23 protein-coding genes are annotated in these 21,015 nt (G+C 34.1%); 1 reads left to right on the top strand and 22 read right to left on the bottom strand.

All coding sequences use genetic code 11. The features are described from left to right. Positions 1-35: 35 nt before the first annotated feature. The 3 genes from hrcA to lepA form a co-directional block, all read right to left on the bottom strand. Complete coding sequence (hrcA, locus tag G8Y85_RS10550; RefSeq protein WP_165805798.1) at positions 36-1,019, bottom strand: heat-inducible transcriptional repressor HrcA; 984 nt, start codon at positions 1,017-1,019, stop codon at positions 36-38. 100 nt (positions 1,020-1,119) lie between these two features. Then, entirely contained in the window at positions 1,120-2,241 is a 1,122-nt protein-coding gene (gene hemW / locus G8Y85_RS10545; protein WP_103346054.1) for a radical SAM family heme chaperone HemW, read from the bottom strand. A 65-nt stretch (positions 2,242-2,306) separates the two neighbouring features. Next, a complete protein-coding gene (lepA, locus tag G8Y85_RS10540; RefSeq protein WP_037565421.1) occupies positions 2,307-4,130 on the bottom strand; it encodes a translation elongation factor 4 in 1,824 nt (607 codons plus the stop codon). Positions 4,131-4,370: 240 nt separating this feature from the next. Here lepA and rpsT point away from each other — a divergent pair, with 240 nt between their 5' ends. Continuing rightward, positions 4,371-4,619, top strand: coding sequence for a 30S ribosomal protein S20 (gene rpsT, locus G8Y85_RS10535; protein ID WP_037565423.1), 249 nt, complete (start codon positions 4,371-4,373; stop codon positions 4,617-4,619). Positions 4,620-4,781: 162 nt separating this feature from the next. Here the strand turns inward: rpsT and holA are convergent, their stop codons facing one another. The 19 genes from holA to pxpB form a co-directional block, all read right to left on the bottom strand. Beyond that, the gene (gene holA / locus G8Y85_RS10530) at positions 4,782-5,759 is read right to left on the bottom strand and encodes a DNA polymerase III subunit delta (RefSeq protein ID WP_103346055.1); all 978 of its coding nucleotides are present in this window, start codon (positions 5,757-5,759) and stop codon (positions 4,782-4,784) included. A 78-nt stretch (positions 5,760-5,837) separates the two neighbouring features. After that, positions 5,838-8,069 (bottom strand): DNA internalization-related competence protein ComEC/Rec2, encoded by a 2,232-nt coding sequence (locus G8Y85_RS10525; RefSeq protein WP_165805797.1) that lies wholly within the window; start codon positions 8,067-8,069, stop codon positions 5,838-5,840. Next, a complete protein-coding gene (locus G8Y85_RS10520; RefSeq protein WP_165805796.1) occupies positions 8,070-8,537 on the bottom strand; it encodes a ComE operon protein 2 in 468 nt (155 codons plus the stop codon). 101 nt (positions 8,538-8,638) lie between these two features. After that, complete coding sequence (locus G8Y85_RS10515) at positions 8,639-9,280, bottom strand: helix-hairpin-helix domain-containing protein (RefSeq protein ID WP_165805795.1); 642 nt, start codon at positions 9,278-9,280, stop codon at positions 8,639-8,641. 49 nt (positions 9,281-9,329) lie between these two features. Beyond that, positions 9,330-10,052, bottom strand: a complete 723-nt coding sequence (locus tag G8Y85_RS10510; RefSeq protein ID WP_103346463.1) for a class I SAM-dependent DNA methyltransferase — start codon at positions 10,050-10,052, stop codon at positions 9,330-9,332. After that, positions 10,052-10,408 (bottom strand): ribosome silencing factor, encoded by a 357-nt coding sequence (rsfS, locus tag G8Y85_RS10505; RefSeq protein ID WP_037565433.1) that lies wholly within the window; start codon positions 10,406-10,408, stop codon positions 10,052-10,054. The genes G8Y85_RS10510 and rsfS overlap by 1 nt, the downstream gene beginning before the upstream one ends. A gap of 11 nt (positions 10,409-10,419) precedes the next feature. Beyond that, positions 10,420-10,992, bottom strand: a complete 573-nt coding sequence (yqeK, locus tag G8Y85_RS10500; protein ID WP_165805794.1) for a bis(5'-nucleosyl)-tetraphosphatase (symmetrical) YqeK — start codon at positions 10,990-10,992, stop codon at positions 10,420-10,422. Then, positions 10,985-11,551 carry a nicotinate (nicotinamide) nucleotide adenylyltransferase gene (nadD, locus tag G8Y85_RS10495; protein ID WP_103346464.1) on the bottom strand — a complete coding sequence of 189 codons (567 nt, stop codon included), beginning with the start codon at positions 11,549-11,551 and terminating at the stop codon, positions 10,985-10,987. The genes yqeK and nadD overlap by 8 nt, the downstream gene beginning before the upstream one ends. 2 nt (positions 11,552-11,553) lie before the next feature. After that, on the bottom strand, positions 11,554-11,847 hold the full coding sequence (gene yhbY, locus G8Y85_RS10490; protein ID WP_060551161.1) for a ribosome assembly RNA-binding protein YhbY: 294 nt from the start codon (positions 11,845-11,847) through the stop codon (positions 11,554-11,556). 9 nt (positions 11,848-11,856) lie between these two features. After that, positions 11,857-12,663: a shikimate dehydrogenase gene (aroE, locus tag G8Y85_RS10485; RefSeq protein ID WP_165805793.1), complete on the bottom strand. Its 807-nt coding sequence runs from the start codon at positions 12,661-12,663 to the stop codon at positions 11,857-11,859. Between the two features lie 11 nt (positions 12,664-12,674). Next, positions 12,675-13,775 carry a ribosome biogenesis GTPase YqeH gene (gene yqeH / locus G8Y85_RS10480; protein WP_165805792.1) on the bottom strand — a complete coding sequence of 367 codons (1,101 nt, stop codon included), beginning with the start codon at positions 13,773-13,775 and terminating at the stop codon, positions 12,675-12,677. Positions 13,776-13,778: 3 nt separating this feature from the next. Then, positions 13,779-14,303, bottom strand: a complete 525-nt coding sequence (locus G8Y85_RS10475; protein ID WP_037565439.1) for a YqeG family HAD IIIA-type phosphatase — start codon at positions 14,301-14,303, stop codon at positions 13,779-13,781. A 66-nt stretch (positions 14,304-14,369) separates the two neighbouring features. Next, positions 14,370-15,062 carry a 5'-methylthioadenosine/adenosylhomocysteine nucleosidase gene (locus G8Y85_RS10470; protein ID WP_103346467.1) on the bottom strand — a complete coding sequence of 231 codons (693 nt, stop codon included), beginning with the start codon at positions 15,060-15,062 and terminating at the stop codon, positions 14,370-14,372. A gap of 177 nt (positions 15,063-15,239) precedes the next feature. Next, entirely contained in the window at positions 15,240-16,478 is a 1,239-nt protein-coding gene (locus G8Y85_RS10465; protein ID WP_103345262.1) for an NRAMP family divalent metal transporter, read from the bottom strand. A gap of 3 nt (positions 16,479-16,481) precedes the next feature. Beyond that, positions 16,482-17,243: a 5-oxoprolinase subunit PxpA gene (gene pxpA, locus G8Y85_RS10460; RefSeq protein ID WP_103345263.1), complete on the bottom strand. Its 762-nt coding sequence runs from the start codon at positions 17,241-17,243 to the stop codon at positions 16,482-16,484. Beyond that, positions 17,236-18,600 carry an acetyl-CoA carboxylase biotin carboxylase subunit gene (locus tag G8Y85_RS10455; protein ID WP_165805791.1) on the bottom strand — a complete coding sequence of 455 codons (1,365 nt, stop codon included), beginning with the start codon at positions 18,598-18,600 and terminating at the stop codon, positions 17,236-17,238. The genes pxpA and G8Y85_RS10455 overlap by 8 nt, the downstream gene beginning before the upstream one ends. A gap of 11 nt (positions 18,601-18,611) precedes the next feature. Continuing rightward, positions 18,612-19,055 (bottom strand): acetyl-CoA carboxylase biotin carboxyl carrier protein, encoded by a 444-nt coding sequence (locus G8Y85_RS10450; protein WP_103345265.1) that lies wholly within the window; start codon positions 19,053-19,055, stop codon positions 18,612-18,614. Beyond that, entirely contained in the window at positions 19,046-20,071 is a 1,026-nt protein-coding gene (locus G8Y85_RS10445; RefSeq protein ID WP_165805790.1) for a 5-oxoprolinase subunit C family protein, read from the bottom strand. The genes G8Y85_RS10450 and G8Y85_RS10445 overlap by 10 nt, the downstream gene beginning before the upstream one ends. After that, complete coding sequence (gene pxpB, locus G8Y85_RS10440) at positions 20,061-20,792, bottom strand: 5-oxoprolinase subunit PxpB (protein WP_107400148.1); 732 nt, start codon at positions 20,790-20,792, stop codon at positions 20,061-20,063. Before pxpB ends, G8Y85_RS10445 begins: the two co-directional genes overlap by 11 nt. Positions 20,793-21,015 lie beyond the last annotated feature (223 nt).

Genomic DNA, 21,015 nt, shown 5'->3' with positions numbered 1-21,015 from the left:
TTGAAACCTCCATACTCTATTTCGTTAATCGTATATTATGAAATTCTACTAAGCAATTGAATCACATTTTGATAATGCATTGCTGTAGGACCAATAACGGCAACATAACCGTTCAGTCCATGATCAATATGATATCGTCGCGTTAAAATTGCAATGTCATTTATGTTCTTTTCTATGTCCCGTCCTATTTTAATATTTATTGCAGAATCCAAATTATCATCAATCAAAGCTGTAATTTGATTTGATTCAATATATTTTAAAATAGGTTGAATAGCAGCAACGTTATGCTCATTGAGTGCATCAATCAGTTGGTGCTTTCCACCTAAATAGATGCGTGCTGATTCACTTGATAATTGTTGATGAATTAATTGATAGACTTTAAAAAGAATATCATATTCATCTGATGAAAAGTCATGCGCATCTAAGTATTGAGGATGAAAAGTTTGATTGATATTGCTCCGTGCTTGCTCAGAAACATAATTAGACATTCTAATAACAGATGATTGAGATATCGGTTGTGATGAAGATAAATGAAGTTGTTTTATATGGCCAGTTTCATATATCAACACAATCACAAGATGATGATCATGTACTTTTAATAATTTGATATCTAATAATGCCACCTTAGAATGGTCTGGACCTACGACAAGTGTCGTGTAATGTGATTGATTAGAAAATACTTTAGCAAAATGGTTGAGTGTAGAAGAAATATCAAAATGATGTTTCGTATACATATCATACATGCTAATATAATTTTGCTTATTTGCTTCAATCGGTTCATTTAATAATCGATTGGCATATAATCTGAAACCAGCTTCAGATGGGATACGTCCTGATGATGAATGTGTTTTCTCTATTAGATACTTAGTTTCTAATAATTTCATTTCATTGCGTATTGTAGCTGGACTCACATTTACATCATGTCGCTGAAGTATTGTGTTTGATCCAATAGGTTGGCCAAGTTCAACATAATCCTCAACAATTGCATTTAAAATACTTAATTGTCTTTTTGTAATCATGTTTTCACCTCATTAGCACTCCTTTGTCCTAAGTGCTAATTATAATTTATCAAATTGGTCAAAGTAAGTCAACGTTAAAGGTCTGGAATTAAAAAATTTTTTAAATGCGTATAAACGCTTCGAAAACATCATTTCCTACAATACGTCCGCGACTTGTTAAAGCCACATTTTCTTCGGTATTGATAAGTAACCCTTTTTTTTCTAAATGTGAAATTTCTTGTTTATAAATATCCTCTACATGTTGACCATATTTTTCATAAAAATGTTGTTTACTAACACCGTCATTCATTCTTAGTCCTAAAAACATTTCTTCTTCTATTTTTTCATTTAATGTTGGGTAATTTTGCTCTAAAATCGGTTGTTTGTGTTGTTGAACTTGCTTAATGTAATGATTGACTGGTTTTACATTGGTATAACGACATCCATCAATATACCCGCTCGCACCAGCACCAAAACCATAATAACTTTCATTACGCCAATATACCTTATTATGCTCAGATTCATGACCATCTTTTGCAAAGTTAGATATTTCGTATTGATGCATGGGTGAGGATCGGATTTTATCCATTAATAATTGATACATTTCGGCACCTAAAGTGTCACTTGGAAGATTTAATTTACCTCTTCTATAAAGGTTATAAAATTGTGTTTGAGGTTCTAATATTAAGCCATAACTCGAAATATGATCAATGTCTAAAGAAAGTGCTTCATTTAAGCTCTTTTCAAATTGTGCTATAGTCTGATTTGGTAAATGATACATTAAATCTAGACTTATTGATTGAATGTTATGTTTTTTCGAATATGAAACAGCTCTATAAATATCTTCAGTTTGATGACTGCGACCAAGCACCTTTAATAAAGAGGCATCGAATGTTTGAACCCCCATCGATAATCGGTTCACACCGTAACTTTTGAGTAAACGTATTTTTTCTTCAGTCAATTCGTCAGGGTTAGCTTCAAAAGTATATTCCCCTAGAATATTAAACTTATGTTGGATTGCCGTTAATAACCGTTCTAACTGTTTTGGTGTTAAAGCTGTTGGTGTGCCACCACCCACAAACATTGTGTTTAACGTTGTTTCTGTCACACGGTTCATTTCTGCGATTAAACAATCTAAATAGGTATCCACGGGTTGATGTTGAATATAATATTTATTGAAATCACAATAAGTACAAATTTTCACACAAAATGGAATGTGAATGTATGCGCTTTTTACAGTCATAATCTCCCGCCTTTCAATAATAAAACTCCCAATCACAATACACGCGCTGTAATCGGGAGTTGATTTTACTCTTCATCCATCTTTAATACGGCTAAAAAGGCGTCTTGAGGTATTTCTACATTACCTACAGCCTTCATTTTGGCTTTACCCGCTTTTTGTTTCTCTAGTAATTTACGTTTACGACTAATATCGCCACCGTAACATTTAGAAAGTACATTTTTACCCATAGATTTTATATTTGTACGTGCTACAATTTTATGCCCTACTGCTGCTTGCACAGGTACTTCGAATTGCTGACGCGGAATTAAAGTTTTGAGCTTTTCTACAAGTGCCTTACCACGCTCATATGCAAAGTCTCTATGAACAATAAAGCTTAATGCATCAACCTTGTCTCCATTTAATAAGATATCCATTTTTACAAGATTGCTCTCTTTATTTTCAATAAACTCATAATCAAAAGAAGCATATCCTTTTGTATTAGATTTTAATTGATCAAAAAAGTCGAAAACAACCTCAGAAAGTGGTAATTCATAAACGATACTTACTCGAATATCATCAAGATAATCCATATTAATAAATTGGCCACGTTTACGTTGGCATAATTCCATGACAGCACCAACATAATCATTAGGCACCATCATCGTTGCGCGTACATAAGGTTCAAATACTTTTTCAATTTTATCACGTTCTGGCATTTGTGCTGGGTTGTCGACTTGAATTGTATCTCCATTTCTAAGCACAACTGAATAAATAACCGATGGTGCAGTCGCAATCAGTTCTATACCAAATTCGCGTTCAATACGTTCTTGAATGATTTCCATATGAAGCATACCAAGAAATCCTGTGCGATAACCAAAGCCTAGCGCTTTAGAAGATTCAGGTTCAAATTCTAAAGAAGCATCATTAAGTTGTAGTTTTTCAAGCGCTTCCCTCAAATCGTTATAATCTTTGTTATCTATCGGGAATAAGCCACAGTACACCATTGGATTCATCTTTTTATATCCTTTTAAAGGGGTGTCTGCAGGTCGGTCAAAGTGTGTGATGGTATCGCCGACACGTGAATCATCAACGTTTTTAATGCTTGCAATAATATAACCTACATCACCTACTGTTAACTCATCAACTGGAAGTTGTTTTGGTGTATTAATACCAACTTCTGTTACTTCAAATGATTTACCTGTTGCCATCATTTTGATTTTATCTCCAGGTTTGACCACACCATCTACCACGCGAATGGATGAAATAACGCCACGATATGGATCATATTCTGAATCAAAAATTAACGCTTTTAATGGTGCTTCTGGATCTCCTTCTGGTGGTGGTACCATCTCAACGATTTTCTCTAAAATTTCATCTATACCGATGTTAGATTTTGCACTAGCTAAAACGGCATCATCTTTATCCAGACCAATAACATCTTCAACTTCTTGCTTAACACGTTCAGGTTCAGCAGCTGGCAAATCGATTTTATTAATTACAGGAATTAATTCTAAATCATTATCTAAAGCAAGATAGACGTTTGCTAATGTTTGCGCTTCAATACCTTGTGCAGCATCGACTACGAGTATTGCACCTTCACATGCTGCTAAAGAACGCGAAACTTCATAGGTAAAATCGACGTGTCCTGGTGTGTCAATGAGGTGGAATGTGTACGTTTCACCATCATTTGCTTCGTATTTCAAACGAACGGCATTTAACTTTATTGTTATACCACGTTCACGCTCTAAATCCATCGAGTCTAATAATTGAGACTGCATTTCTCGCGCTTCAACAGATTTCGTATTTTCAAGGATTCTATCCGCTAACGTTGACTTTCCATGATCGATATGGGCAATGATTGAAAAGTTTCTTATATTTTTACGTCGATTTAATCGCTCTTTATTATTCATCGTATCCTTCTCACTTTCTCGTTCTTCCTAATTATGTATCGCATCTTTGATATGATAACGTTTTTGGCATATAATTGCAACTTATGAAATGACATTACGTATAGCTTTCAGATTGAAAAATTACGCTAAAAATGCATGATTCGTTCTAATTAATGATTGCACAATGAATTGAGTTTTGATAGAATAAATTTTGTTGTAATCAAAACCTTTTGATCATCATGTTTTTAGGAGGTGCTCTAAATGCCAAATATCAAATCTGCAATTAAACGTGTGAAAACAACGCACACTGCTGAAAGTAAAAACATTTCACAAAAAAACGATATGCGTACAGCGGTTAAACGCGCTAAAACAGCTATCGAAACAAATGCTGATAATAAACAAGAATTAGTGAACAGCGCTATCAAAAAAATTGATAAAGCTGCACAAAGTAATTTAATCCACTCTAATAAAGCGGACAGAATGAAATCTAAATTAATGTCAGCTAAATAATGTCATACAATAAGTGTATGCATCATTTTAAAGACAGACCTACTTTTTAAAAGTGAGGTTTGTCTTTTTTATTACAATGATACGATTTTTTGAATATAAACGCCGGGAGTGAATTGGCATACTCCCGACGATTAAATGTGAAATAGATAGATACCATATAGATTACAATTTTAAAATAAATAATTCAAGAAGTAATACTTTGTCCATATAAGATGATTTAAGTTGATAATCTGTTTCAGCGCAAATATTCATTTTATCAAGTAATGATTCTAAGGAATACTGACGTGCTTGCCTTAATGCAAGTTTTACGCGATAAGGATGTGCACCAACCGTTTTAGCGATTTGTTGCTCTGAATAGCCTTTTTGATTTAATATTAAACTTTGATAATATAGTCTATAATTGCTAGTAATTAAAGCTAGTAATTTAATAGGCTCTTCTTTTAATTGTATTAAATCGCGCATTAACAAGACTGCTTTTTGCTTTTGTTTATTTTGAATATGCTCGGTTAATAAAAAAACGTTTTGTTCTAAGCTACGATTTACGATTGATCTTACATCTTCAAGGTTAATCGTAGGTTTATCCCCAATATATAATAATAATTTTTCAAGTTCTTGATTAATGAGTTGATAATGAATGCCAGTCAATGTTAAAAATTGATCTAAAGCATCTTGTTTTATCTCTTTATAATTCTGATTTAAATAAGAATGAATCCATTGCTTCATTTCAGCTTCAGACATTTGTTCAACTTTTTTTAACTTCGCCTGCTTTTTTAATGTTTTAACCACTTTTTTACGTTCATCAAGCTTGAGCGTTGTTACTTCAAAGACTACAAGCGTATCTCCGTCATATTTTTCTAGAAATTCAATAACGGTATTCATATCGACAACTTGATCTTTCGCAACCTTTTCTCCAGTAAAAATGTATGCATTTTGAATAAGCACTACTTTTTTTGAAGAAAATAACGGCATTGTCATTGCTTCTTCAATAATTTGATTAAAGTTTGTTTCATATAAATTAAATTTTATATAGTTAAAGTCGTCTTTGGGTTCGCCGTCTAAATAATTATTAATGATATGGTTCGTTTCTTTCTCTATTAATTCAGGTATGTCTCCATACACAGTATAGATTGGCGTCGGCATTAAAAACTTCCTCTCTTAAAACAATTAGCATTATTATATCATGTTGTCATGAGTTATACATGAATGTTTATAGAGTTTTCATTTTGTTAGATTGTAAATATTATATTGTCGTGGTTGATGCGGATTAAATTGAATGGAGAGCGTATGTGTATCAGCTGTATTATAAGTAATGCAATTAAATTCTTGTAGTCGCTTTAAAATTGTTGGATGAGGCAGTTGATAAACATTGTTTTTTGCACTTGATATGAGCGCATATTGAGGACGGATATGTGCTAAAAAAGATTGAGAGGTACTTGTTAAACTCCCGTGATGGCCAACCTTTAAAATATTAATTTTAGGAAGTTTTATCTTTTGCAGTAGTCTCTTTTCATTTTCTGTCGTAGCATCACCCATTAATAATAACGCTGATTGATGAATCGTAGCGAATGTGATTATCGAATGATCATTAGGATTTTGACTATTTTCTACCGTAGCATCTATAAATTGAAAATGGTACTGTCCTAATGCTAACGTTTTAAGTTTAAAAGCGGAATGTAACTGAATGTTATGAGTGCGGGCAATAGTGAGAACTTCATGTAATTTATCCGAATTAAAGTGTTTAGGGTTAAATATGATATTTCGAATGTCTATCATTTGAGATAAACGATTTAGTTCTCCCATATGATCCGCATGTACATGCGTAATTAATAAATAATCAATGTGCGTGATACCCTTATGTTTAAGTATAGGAAATAATTTTTTCTCAGTTATGTTGTAATGATACTTCTGATTATGGGATGCAATTTGACCACCTGTATCAATAAGAAATGTTTGATGGTTACGCGTTGTGAAAAGAATGGCATCTCCTTGACCTACATCAATCATAGTCATCTCATCTTTTCCTGGAATAATAGCAAGTTGAGATAATAACAAAATAGTTATTGTTAAGATACTGTATTTTAAGTATCTCTTTTTAACAATCATATATAAACTAAAAAAACATAACATAGTAAGAATGACATACCCTATTTCACCATAATTTGGAATAATCCAACGAATTTGTGTAAGCGATTGACTTAAATCCAACAAATAATCTTGAAGGAGAAATATTGGACTAATAAAACTAGGCATCAATGATATCGTAGATGGAAATATGGTCAAAACAATAATTGAAAGGATTGCGAGTGGAATAATAACAATACTGTAAAGTGGAAGGAAATAAAGATTAGTAATAATAGATTGCCATTGAATCTCATTAAAATGTTGGTAACTAATTGGAATACTTCCATAAAAAGAGATAAGGCTAGTTAAAACCAATGTAGTAAACATGGGCTTATTATGGTAACAGTTTTGCATAATAAGTAATAAAAAACATATAGCAAACGAAAATTGGAATCCTAAATGATAATGTAGGCTTTGGTCATTTATTGTAAGCATAATATAACTGACAGCCAAAATTGTAACGCCTTTATGGCGAATGTATTTTGAAAATAAGAGTACGAGACTTGCCATAATCACAGCTCTTTGCGCACTTGGTGCTTCGCCTGCAAAGATTAAGTAACAAGGTAATAGGAGTAATAACAGCGTTTTAGATACACATAGAGGTATAGGTAAACGTTTAAACAGTTGATAAAGTAATCCGATGAAGATAGCGACGTGGGTACCACTGACAGCAAACAAATGTGAAATTCCTAATTGCCGAATTAAGAGAAGTTGTTTCTTCTCTATAAATTGAATATCACCAGTAGCTAGAGCAATCAATTTATCTTTACCATGAATAGAACTCGTTCGCATGTGATTGATGTAAGTATTTCTTAATTGTCGAATGCGATCAGACCATGATGGAGGATCTGGTTTACATTGATTTAATTGTAATGATTGCACATTTAAATATCCAAGTTGTCCTGAACGTAATGCAGGTTTATACTTCCCTTTTATTAAACACGAATGCGTGGCATAAAATTCTGGTTTTAGTAAAGGTAATTTGGGGTTTGAGTAGGATTTTAATTGGAGTTTCTCGTCATCTTTAGTTCGTACGAAAGCAGTCAATTCACCTTCAATGTCTATGGGTTGTGTTAGGAATTTGACCTCATATATCATCTCTTTGTTTGTTACTGATGATAGGTGATGCGTATGCCTTTGAAGTGTGTTAATAAAATTAAATTCTAGAATTGCACCAAAAACACCAGCAAATAGGCTTAACCCTACCAATATCAATGGTTTACGTTTAATCACCATACTGCATGCTAAAAGAAATAAAAAGAAACACGCAGTATAAGGGTGATGAATACATAGTTGACCAATGATAAAACTATTTAGAAAGTATGGCATTTATCGTTGTGTACCAAGTATATATTTTACTATATCTTGAGGGCGAAATGGTACACGTTCAAACGTGACGCCAGATTGTTTTAAAAGTTGAATAGCATATGGATGGTTTCGATAATCTTCTGCATAATAAATGGTTTTAATACCAGCTTGAATGATTGATTTTGTACAGTTTAAACATGGGAAATGCGTGACATATATCGTAGCATTTTCAGTTGAGACCCCTTGTTTTGCACACTGTAGTAACGCATTCATTTCAGCATGAATGGTGCGAATACAATGTCCGTCTTCTATTAAACATCCTTCGTCTATGCAGTGAACTTCACCCGCTACAGAGCCGTTATACCCTCCTGCAATGATTCGATTGTCTTTAATGATTGTTGCCCCAACTGATAATCGCGAACACGTTGAGCGTAACGCTAATAAATGTGATTTGGCCATGAAATATTCGTCCCATTGAATCCGTTCCATAAAGTCACCTCTTCATTTTCATTTGATATCTGTCATGTCTTAGTATCATTATACATTATATAATGATACACATGATTTTAAAAAATAGAAGTTAGACAAAATTACACCACGAAATATGGTTTTAATTTCTCGAATGTTTTTTCTCCAATTCCCTTTACTTCTTTTAATTCTTCAACAGTTTTAAAACCCCCTTTTTCTTCTCTATAATTTATAATCAATTCAGCTTTTGAAGGTCCTATCCCTGGTATTTCGGTTAAGTCGGAAGACTGGGCTAAATTGAGGTTGATAGGCTTTATATCTGACTCAGTTGTGGCACTTGTCATATTTTGTGCTTGTTGCATCGTTGATTTTTCGCCTTTAAATGGGACATAAATCATTTTTTGATCCATTAGTTTTTCGGCTAAATTGATTTGTGAAACGTCAGCATTATGAAGTACACCGGCTTTTTTTAGTAAATCATCCACCCTTTGATTCGATTTCATTGTATAAGTTCTTGGATGCATAACAGCTCCCTTAATATCCACTATGATATCTGTAATAGGAGGTGTATCTAGTTTAGGCGTTGATGCTTGTTGACTCATTAGCTCGCTTTGATTCATTTCAGTTACAGGTGATGGACTACTTACTTCATTTGTTGAATGATTCATATAAAGTATCATTGCCAAAGCAATTAAAAATAAAAGTATGAGTACAGTGACATAATATTTAGGTTGCTTCAATCGCTGTTGAATTTGTTCATACATAGAAAAATCCCCTTTCACATTATTACTCGCATGAAAGGGGTAAGTTACTTTATTTAGTTGCTACGAAAAACAAGCGATCACTATGGGAAGATTGATTAGTTATATCAAAATCATAAAAAGATTGAATGTTTTTAAAGCCGACGATTTTCAACATCTCATCATATAGCGGTTTTTCAAGGGTGCGTTGATATTGTGATTCGTCAGTTCTACTATAGGTACCGTCTTCGTTCAAACTAAAAAATGTTAAATCATGCCATACACTTAAAGGATCATCTCCTGGTGTAGCTTGCCATAGTAGTGTGAGGTCATCTCTATCATCTATATAAGTTTGATGATTGAATTGTGTTTCCATTTTGTGAGCGGTGTGAACATCAAACATTAGAAGTCCATGCTCATTCAGATGATGGTATACATGATTAAATGTGTTCATAACAGCATCTTCTGTAGTTAAATAATTAAGTGAGTCACAACAAATTGTAATTACATCAAATTTTTGATTTAGATTAAAATTCGACATATCCCCTTTTAACCATGTAATCTTGTCAGACTTTAATTTTGCTTTCTCAATCATCTCATCGCTTAAATCCATGCCAGTCACATTTTTAGCAATCTTTGAAAATAAGCAAGTTAAAGTACCTGTGCCACATCCAATATCTAATAAATTGTTTATTTGCATCGATGCAGTCAATTGCTCTAATACGTTAACCCAATCTTGATAAGGTTGATCCTCTGTGAGCGTATCGTAAAATTCACTTAAGTTTTGATATGCCATTATGCGTGAACGACCTCATCATATCGGTACATTTCAGCATCATGATATAATTTTTCAAGATTGTAATGTAAACGTTCATCTCTATAAAAGACATGTACAACGACATCACCTAAATCAACTAATATCCATTTTGCTTCTTGATATCCTTCCATTCGCTTCACTGTTATTTGATGTGACTCTGCAACATCTTTTACAGCTTTAGCTATTGCTTGAACTTGTCTTTCATTATTTCCGTGACAGACTACAAAATAATCAGCAATATCTGAAATCTCTTGCATATTTAAAGCAATTATATTTTCTGCTTTTTTATCGCCAGCTGCTTCAACAGCGTAAGTTAAAAGTTCATAAGCGTTCATTTAATCATCCTTTATTTAGAATCGTTAAAATTATAATAATTCAAGCAATCTATCGTTGCTTGATATACATTAACATCTTTTTCAACGAGATATAAAACAGTACGTTTAGAAATTTCATAAATCGTCTTATCTAATCCTTTTCCACTCAATACCATTTCGCGAATATCTTCTACGCCCTTAGTTGTACGTCCAGGCTCTATATAGTCCGCAATAAAAACGATTTTTTCATTTTTAGTCATTTGTTGACGCCCGGTTGTATGGTGTGCAATGGCTAATAGAACATCTTCATCATTAAGATGATATTGATGCTTCATAATGGCTGCACAAACGGGCCCGTGTAATATTTCAGAACCATAGCTTAATAAAGTGGAATCCAATTCATAGCGTGTCACTTTTTGATACATCGAGCCTAAATCATCATATTTACAGAAATCATGTAAAATACCCGCCAATTCAGCTTTATTTGTATCCCCTTCATAAATTTCAGCTAATTTAACGGCATTTTCAGCAACGCGCATAGAATGTTCAAACCGTTTCTTCGGTAATTTTTGTTCAACTAATTCTATAGCGAAAGATTTATCCATATAAATCCTCCTTCATAATATAATGTTCCACATTGAGTGGTACCCACATATGAATTGTCTGTCCACGTTTACGACGCTCACGTATTTCTGTGGAGCTGATGGCCATTTCAGGCATATTAACTTGTATGATGCTCTCATCATTGATAACGGCTTTAGGTTGCCGATTAACGACGATAAAAGTAACAAAAGAACGCAACATATCGATTTTATACCATTGAGCAAGTTGTTCATATTGATCAGTACCAATGACAAAATACAATTTTGCACTCGGGTGTGCTTCTTGTACTATTTTTAATGTATCATACGTATAGCTATCCCCTTTACGCTCGAGTTCATCATACCTTATGGTGCCAAAACCTAAATTTTTAATCACACATTGAATCATTTCAATACGATGTTTGACGTCAATAATATCTGTATGCACCTTTAAAGGTGATTTGTAACTTGGTAAAAAGTAGAAAATATCAGGTGCTATTGCTTCATTTACCATGGTTGCCACCATCTCATGCGCACTATGAATGGGATTGAATTGTCCACCGTATATGACGATTTTTTCCATAATTAAGGCAACTCAATTTTTTTATGGTTCGTTGATGTTTTATATAAAACAATCATAGATCCAATTTGTTGAACTAGGTGGCTATCAGTCGCGCTACTTAATGATTCTGCAAGATCGCCTTTATCATCAAAATTATTTTGTAAAATGTGTACTTTAATTAATTCACGCTTTTCTAACGCATCTTTAATTTGTTCAACCATATTTTCATTAATACCAGATTTCCCAATTTGAAAAATAGGATCAATGTGGTGGGCTTCACTGCGTAAAAAACGTTTTTGTTTCCCTGTTAAAGTCATAATTTCCTCCTACTTTGAGTTTAATTTAGTTAATACTGCTGTTTTCATTGCTTCTATATCAGCTTTTCTTTGCGTCCAAATATTAAAACTTTCCGCACCTTGATATACAAACATGTCTAAACCATTGTAAATATCATAACCATTTTGGCGTGCAGTAGCTAAAAATGGTGTAATGAGAGGTGTATATATAATATCTGCTACAAGTGCGTTAGGCTTTAGGTTTTTCAATGTCATAATACTTTCATGAGATTGACCCATACCAAGTGGTGTTGTATTTATGATGATGTCGAATTGTGACGCAATAGTATTCACGTCTTCTAACGGAATAGCATTGATTTCAAATGACCATGAATCAAAGCGTGCCATTGTTCTATTCGCAACATAAATAGGATAACTTGTTCGTTGTTTTAATTGATATGCAATTCCTTTACTAGCCCCGCCAGCACCTAAAATGAGGATTTTAGCTTTTTTTAATTCGCCATAATAGGATTCCAATCCTTTAACAAAGCCAATACCATCAGTATTATAACCTATCCACTTATCATCTTTAACGACTACCGTATTTACGGCACCCATTTCTTTCGCTTCATCTGATAACACATCTAAATATGGAATAATACGTTCTTTATGAGGAATCGTTACATTAAATCCATTCAGTTGACGACTATTAATGATATCTTTAATATGGTGAAAATGTTCTACTGGAATATTGAGCGCTTCATATTCAGCATCCATATTTAAAGATTGAAAATTTGCGTGTTGCATCAATGGTGACAATGAGTGTTGAATTGGATGACCGATTACTGCAAATTTCATTTAAACACTTCCTACATAATTGATGGTCTTAATGTGACATCTACTGATTTTGGCACCGTCACACTAAACGTTGCACCTTTGTCAATTGTTATAAATCCTAAACCAGAAATCATTACGTCCTGTTTTTCAGTATTCGTTGAATGAGTTACAGTTTTTAATTCATCTAATTGGAACATTGACGCATCTGATGGTGGTGACAGCAAATCCCCTAGTTGTTCGTGCCATAAACGATCTGCATTAGATGTTTTTGTTCGGTGGATATTTAATTCGTTTGAAAAATAACAGATGAGTGGCCGTTTACCACCTTTAATATAATCAATACGAGCGAGTCCACCAAAAAATAACGTTTGTCCTTCGTTAAGCTGATATACACGTTGCTTAATTTCTTTTTTAGGCATAATGATATTTAACTCTTTTGGTGTAACTAAATGTGTCATTTGATGTGCTTGTATAATTCCTGGTGTATCATACATATCACTGTTTTCATCGATAGGAATATCGATCATATCAAGTGTTGTACCAGGTATTCGAGACGTAGTGACTACATCTTTTTCTCCAACACTATGCTCTATTAATTTATTAATAAGCGTGGATTTTCCAACATTTGTTGTTCCAACAATATAAACATCTTCACCATTTCGATGTTTTTCAATAGATGTCATAAGTGCTTCGATACCGTAATTTTTCATTGCTGAAATTAACACTACATCATCTGCATATAATCCGTAATTTTTAGCGGATTGTCTTAACCATTCTGTCACACGACGTTTATTAATTTGTTTAGGTAATAAGTCAATTTTATTTGCGGCTAAAATAATCTTCTTATTTCCCACAATGCGTTTAATTGCATGAATAAAAGAGCCTTCTAAATCAAAAACATCGACTAAATTTACAACTATACCTTTTTTATCAGATAATTTATTTAATAAAGTTAAAAAGTCATCGCTATCCATACCAACATCTTGCACTTCATTGTAGTGCTTTAATCTAAAACAGCGACGACATATCACGTCTTCTTTGTAAAGACTAGATTCAGGAACATATCCTGGCTTGTCTTTATCTTCTGATTGTAGTGTAGCACCACATCCGATACATTTTAAATCATCAGTCAAATGTTATTCCTCCCAATTAATATATCCTTTTCTTTTAAAGTAATTTAATAAACGACGTTCAATCATTCTGTTGAGTTTAGTAGCAAAGCCATCAGAATTTTTAACTGGGACAACCATAATTGTGTACAATCCATTATGATTTCCACCAAATACATCTGTGAGCATTTGATCCCCAATAATGACCACTTCATCCTTATTAAGTCCCATTTGTTTAGTAGCTTTAATAAGAGATTTTCCTAATGGTTTTCGGGCTTTAAAGATGTAATCAACATCTAAATTTTTAGAAAAAGATTTTACCCGTGCTTCATTATTATTAGAAACGATTGTTACTTTTATATTGTGATCGCTTAGTCCTTTAAACCATGCTTCTACACCAGGTGTTGGGTCTGCTTCATCCCAACCTACTAACGTATTATCCAAATCTGTAATTACGCCTTTAATATTTCTTTCTTTTAATTTATCGAAGTCGATTTCATATATTGATTTAACATATTGATTCGGTAAAAATAAGCGACTAATGATACCCATCGTAATCCTCCAAATTTAAAATTCATTCGTACAATTATAGCATAACTTCAATAAAATGAATATTTATTATTGATTGAGTTTTTGAATTAAAGCAATGACCATTTGGCTGGATGATTTTGAGGCAACTTTTAAAAATGCTTCAAACGTCATACCTGCAACACCATCAGCTAAATCTGAAATCGCTCGGGTCACAATAAATGGTACGTTAAACTGATAACACGTTTGCGCAATTGCCGCAGCTTCCATTTCAGCCGCCATGGCATTTGGAAAATGTTTAAGAATAACTGCGCGCTGTTGTTCAGTTCCTATAAAACTATCTCCAGATACGATCATGCCTTCTCTCACAGGTTGTTCTAACGTATTTAGAACGTCATTAACATGATGAATCAATGTTTTATCAGCAACATATGATTCGGGCATCCCAGGTATTTGACCCATTGCATAACCAAATGCACGCGCGTCTGCATCATGGTATGTAACACTTGTGCTTACCACAACGTCTCCTAAAGATAATCCTGGTTGCAGACCACCTGCTGAACCGGTATTGATAATCAGTTCAGGTTTAAATTGTTGAATTAATAAAGTCGTTGAAATGGCTACATTTACTTTTCCAATACCACTTTGAATTAAAACTACATTTGTATTATTTAACTTCCCTTTATAGAAAAGGGTATGCGCAATTTTTAATGTCTCGACATCACTCATTTGTGACTTTAAGATGGCAACTTCTTCTTCCATTGCTCCAATGATTCCAATCATACTTTTCCTCCTAGATGTTGTCTATATTCGAAGTCAATTTTATCATAATGGCCGTTGTATTGAGAATAAAAAATAGGTTGTAATGCGCTTAAATATGGCAATAAAAAAGCGCTCTTTAAAGTTGAATGAATTAAAACTTTAAAGAGCGTTTACGTATGAGTAACATAAGTTAATCATTTATTTACCAATTAATTCTAACAAACCTTGGAATGAATATAATCCAGTAAAAATTGTTACAAGTACAGCAACAATTCCAAAAATAAGCATCCATGTCGGGTGTTGATAGTCACCAACAATACGTTTATTTTTAGAAGCAATTAAAATTGTTGTTAACACAATAGGTAAAATCAGGCCATTGAATGCACCAGCAACAATTAATAGTGTTACAGGTTTTCCTAAAAATAGGAAAATGATAGTTGATAATACAATAAAAGTAATAACTACATAATTATCATGTTTATTTATTTTATGATGTAATGTTTTCAAAAATGTAGTACTTGTATATGCCGAACCAATTACTGATGACATTGCAGCGGCAAAAAGTACGACACCGAAAATATTTTTACCAATTGGACCTAGAGCATGTTCAAATACAGAGGCAGGCGGATTTTCAGGATTTAAAACTACGCCAGTGACAACAACGCCTAAAACCCCTAAGAATAACAAGCCTCTCATCACACCAGTAGTTAAAATACCTGCAATCGCAGAACGGTTTACGAAAGGTAAATAATCTTTACCTTTAATATCTGCATCTAGGAGACGATGTGCACCCGCAAAAGTAATATAACCACCTACTGTACCGCCTACTAAAGTAATAATTGGTAATACGAGTGCAGCGGGATTTTCAGGTACAAACATTCGACCAGCCGCTTCTAAGTATGGTGGATTTGTTTTAATCATAACAAACGCTACGATGGTAATCATTACAATACCTAAAATAAGTGTAACAACATCCATAATTTTTTGACCATTTTTTGAAACAAAGACTAAGATGGAAATAATTGCCGTAATGGCAGCACCAAGTCTCACATCAATGCCGAAAATGGCGTTTAGACCTAATCCAGCACCTGCAATATTACCAATATTGAACGCGAGACCCCCTAAACCGATCAATATTGAAATAAATGTTCCTAGTCCTTTTACGACTTCATTGGCAACTTCTTGTCCACGTAAACCAGTGACCACTAAAATACGCCATATATTAATTTGAGCACCGATGTCAATGATGATAGATAGTAGAATTGCAAATGCAAAACTTGCTAAAAATTGTTGCGTAAATACAGCAGTTTGCGTAAGGAATGCAGGTCCTATCGCAGACGTAGCCATCAAAAACACAGAACCTAATAATAAACGTTTATGTGTTTTTGTAAATTCAAATTGTTTTGAACTGTTCAATTGTTGTGATTCCCTTTTCATTAATTAACCCCCTAATTTAACAATGCGTACATCAGCTGCTGATAAAGCGTCACGAATTTGTCTCACAAACTCTAATGCATGTGCCCCATCACCATGCACACATATTGTATCTGCAGTAATATGAATGTCTTCTCCATTTGTTGCGGTCACCTTACCCTCAGTAACCATTTTAATCACTTGAGCAATCGCTTCGTTAGTATCTTCAATAACAGCATGTTTTTCTTTACGACTAACAAGTTGTCCGTTTTCTTCATAACGACGGTCTGCGAAGACTTCAGACGCCGTTTGTAATCCAATTTTTTTAGCTTCTTCAATCAAGTGAGATTGAGATAAACCTACAAAGATTAAATTTGGATTCATATCATAAACAGCTTGTGCAATCACTTTAGCAACTGCGCTATCTTTTGCCCCCATTTGATACAAAGCTCCATGTGGTTTAACGTGATTTAATGGAACGTCATAAAGGTCGCAAAATGCTTGAATCGCGCCAATTTGATAAATGATCATGCTGTAGATTTCATCATGTGTCATATCTAATTGTCTACGTCCAAAACCTTGTAAATCCGGAAAACCTGGATGGGCACCGATACCAACACCATGTGTTTTCGCACGTGCGACTGTATTTTGAATTACTACCGGGTCACCAGCATGAAAACCACATGCAACGTTTGCAGAGGTAATCAATGGGATAACTTCTTTATCATTTCCTATAGTGTAATTACCGAAGCTTTCACCTAAGTCGCAATTTAAGTCAACTTTATTCATGATTTGCCTCCTCAAAAATTGAATGACGATCTAAAAATTTAATGTCTACATCTTTAGCATCACCTTCATAATACGGTGGATAAGATAATACAGCAAATAAGAAATCAGCTGTAGTGGTGAAGCCATCTATCACCATTTCATCTAGAGTGACTTTTAGTTTTTCTATCGCATGTGAACGATCGTCACCTTTAACAATTACTTTTGCAACTAATGAATCATAATATGATGACACAGTGTAACCACTATAAAGAAGTGAATCAACACGAACATTAAAACCTTGAGGTAAATGCAGTCTTTCAACAGTACCAGGCGTAGGGCGAAAACCTTTTTCTGGATCCTCCGCGTTAATGCGTGCTTCTATGACGTGACCTTGAAAAGGAATCTCCTCTTGTTTTAATTTTAATGCTCCATCTCTCATAATAAATAATTGTTGTCGTACTAAGTCAATATTAGTACGCATTTCAGTTACGGTATGTTCAACTTGAATACGTGCATTCATTTCAATAAAATAATACGCATCTTCTGTTACCAAAAATTCTATTGTACCTGCACTACGATAATTTGCTGCTTGTGCAACTTTTACTGCATCATTACACATTTGAGCTCTTTTTTCATTTGTTAACGCACTACAAGGAGACTCTTCTATTAATTTTTGATTTTTCCGTTGAACAGAACAGTCACGTTCTCCGAGATGAATAAAATTTGTTTTGCCATCACCTAAAACTTGTACTTCCACATGTTTCGCAATTGGGATAAAAGCTTCAACGTATATTCGATCATCGTTAAAATATTTATTTCCTTCACTTTTAGCCTCTTTAAAAAGGCGCTCGATATCACTCTCTTGTTTGACAATGCGAATGCCTTTCCCGCCACCGCCACTTGCCGCTTTCAAGACAATCGGATAACCAAGTTCTTCTCCTAATGATTTTACTTCATCGACGGATTCGACAGCACCTTGTGAACCAGGAATAACGGGAACACCTGCTTGATGGACAGTTTGACGTGCTGTAATTTTGTCTCCCATAAGTTCCATAGTTCGTTTTGTAGGTCCTATAAAATAAAGACCTTCTTCCTCAACTTTCTCTGCAAAAGTAGGACTTTCAGATAAAAAACCATAACCAGGATGGATTGCATTGGCTTGTGTCATCTCAGCAGCAGCTAATATGTTTCTTATATTTAAATAGCTGTCTAAAGGATTTGCATCGCCAATACATACAGCATAGTCAGCAAGTTTAACGTGTAAACTCGCTTCATCTCCCACTGCATAAATTGCTACAGATTCCATTTTCATTTCTCGAAGTGCACGTATAATACGTACTGCAATTTCTCCACGATTGGCAACTAATACTCGAAACATCTAACCCCCCTTTATTTCAATTTCACTATGATTTGGTTATGTTCGATGTTTTCTCCATGATCAACTAGTATTTCTGTTATTTCACCGGATGCATCAGCTGTAACGTCGTTCATGACTTTCATTGCTTCAACATATCCAATAATATCACCTTTATTGATGTGATCACCGACTTTAATCACAGGTTTTGTAAGTTCTTTTTCATCTTGTAAGTAAAACGTTCCTATCATTTGAGAGCGAATGACTTTCTCATTATCTTCGGTATCATTGGTGTCATGATTTGATGGAAGCTGAGTTGAACCCGTAAGGTGAGATGCTGTTGGTGCAGGCATATCATCATTTGGAACTTGTGCAGCTAAATCTAATTCCAGTTCAATATCATCATCTTTATATTTAAAATGTTTCGCCCCGTATGCTCTTAATAAACTTAATGTTTGATCGATTTGTTTTAAATCCATGGTTTACTATCTCCTTTTAATACACTTTTAATTTTGGATTGAGTGGGTCTAATATTGTTCAAATAACGTTTCGGTTGTTTTTGTAATTGTGAAATAGCATGTTGCAGTTTTCTGTTTTTTCGGTCAAGAATTTCATTTGCCTCATTAAATGTGACCCATTCAAACTGAATGGTTTCACCAGGCCGTTTTTGGATGACATCTACAATATCTGAATCTATGACAGTTGCAATTTTCGTGTAACCGCCAACAGTTTGTCTGTCATTAAGTAATATTATAGGGTTGCCATCATTTGGAACTTGTATACTTCCTAGTGCAACAGGTTCAGAAATGATATCTGCTGACTCTGAAGGTTTAATAGAGGGTCCTTTTAATCGGTAACCCATGCGGTCAGAACTATCAGATACTGTAAATTCTAAATTTTCAATTTCTTTTATTGTACGCTTAGAAAAGGCGTTAAGTTGTGGACCGTCCATAATACCAATAGGAAGATTCCCTTTGGGGCTAAAACTTTGATAGTCCGTTGAACGGCCAATGAGACTATAGTCAATATTGTGCTGCATCGTAGGGATGATATCTTTCGCTTTTAAGACTCGCCCTTTGTGACCGCCTATAGATGTCCGTGTATGTGTCGCCGCACTCCCTTCAACAAGTGGAACATTTAAGGGATTGGCAAACCCTATGTATGCACGTACACCTTCGTGAGCAGTACCCATTTCTAAAATATCACCTTGGACCGCTTTAATTACAGTTTGATGTGGTATAGTATGACCATTTAATTTCATATTAAATGGAGCGCCTGTAACCGCAAATAAATTTTGTTCTAAAAATTGAATTGTTGGGCCTACCATTGTAATTTCTAAAGAGGGTTGATTATTCGTATTAAGTAATGCATTTAATATTTCAAAACTTGGACGATCCATCACACCAGCTGGAGAAAAACCTTCTTCCTGATGGCCGAAACGTCCTAAATCTTGAATTGTTGTAAAAAGTCCTGGTTTTAATATTTTAATGCTCATAATTGATGATCACCCAATCTTTATAATCAATGAGACCGTTTTGTGTATATTTTTTAATGTGCAAAAATTGCTCTTCATTGATTGCATAAAATTTAATTTTATCGCCTGGTTGATATAAAATTTTAGGATCCCGATGGATATCAAACACTTTAATTGGTGTTTGACCAATAATTTGCCATCCGCCTGGTGAATCTTCGGGGTATAAACCAGTTTGATTATTTGCTATACCCACTGATCCTGCTGGAATTTTAATTCTTGGCTCTGATTTACGTGGCGTATGAATTCGTTTGTCAAGTCCACCTAAAAATGGAAACCCAGGCATAAATCCAATCATATAAACTAAGTAGTAGCCTTCTGTATGCGTTTGAACAACCTGTTCAGCTGTAAGTTGATTATGTTGTGCAACAATCTCTATGTCAGGTCCCCATTTTCCCCCGTATAACACTGGTAAATTAATGATGCGACGTGGTTGATTTTTAGCAACGTCATCGAATGTAATCGATTCTAATTTTAAGTCTTTAAGTAATGATTCATACTTTATGGAGATACCGTCGAAGTACACTAAGAGCGCTCGATATGATGGCACGATTTCTTTAATATCTGGATGTTCTAATGATTCGATATAAGTTTTTACGATATGCAACCGATTGAATGTCGTTTCATCTATATTTGATTCAAAATAAATCATGAATGCCTGTTCGCTAATCTGTTGATATTCCATTTTAAATCCCCCTTTCTGAAACCCTTTACAAAGAGTCATTTTACCATGCCTATGTTAGTCTTACAATTTAGATTGGATTAATATAAATTGTAAGTTTCAAAGCATATACTAACGTTACTGTATGATATGATTTATGTCTTGATTTTATAAGTAGACAATAGTTTTGTTTATCATGTGTAGTAACGATGTGATTGCAATTAAAGACCTCAATAATGATGTTTCT

The sequence above is a fragment of the Staphylococcus sp. 11007852 genome (assembly GCF_011394325.1).
Taxonomy (GTDB): Bacteria; Bacillota; Bacilli; order Staphylococcales; family Staphylococcaceae; genus Staphylococcus; species Staphylococcus agnetis.
The sequence above is the reverse complement of the archived record's forward strand: the minus strand, read 5'-3'. Positions and strand labels throughout refer to the sequence as shown.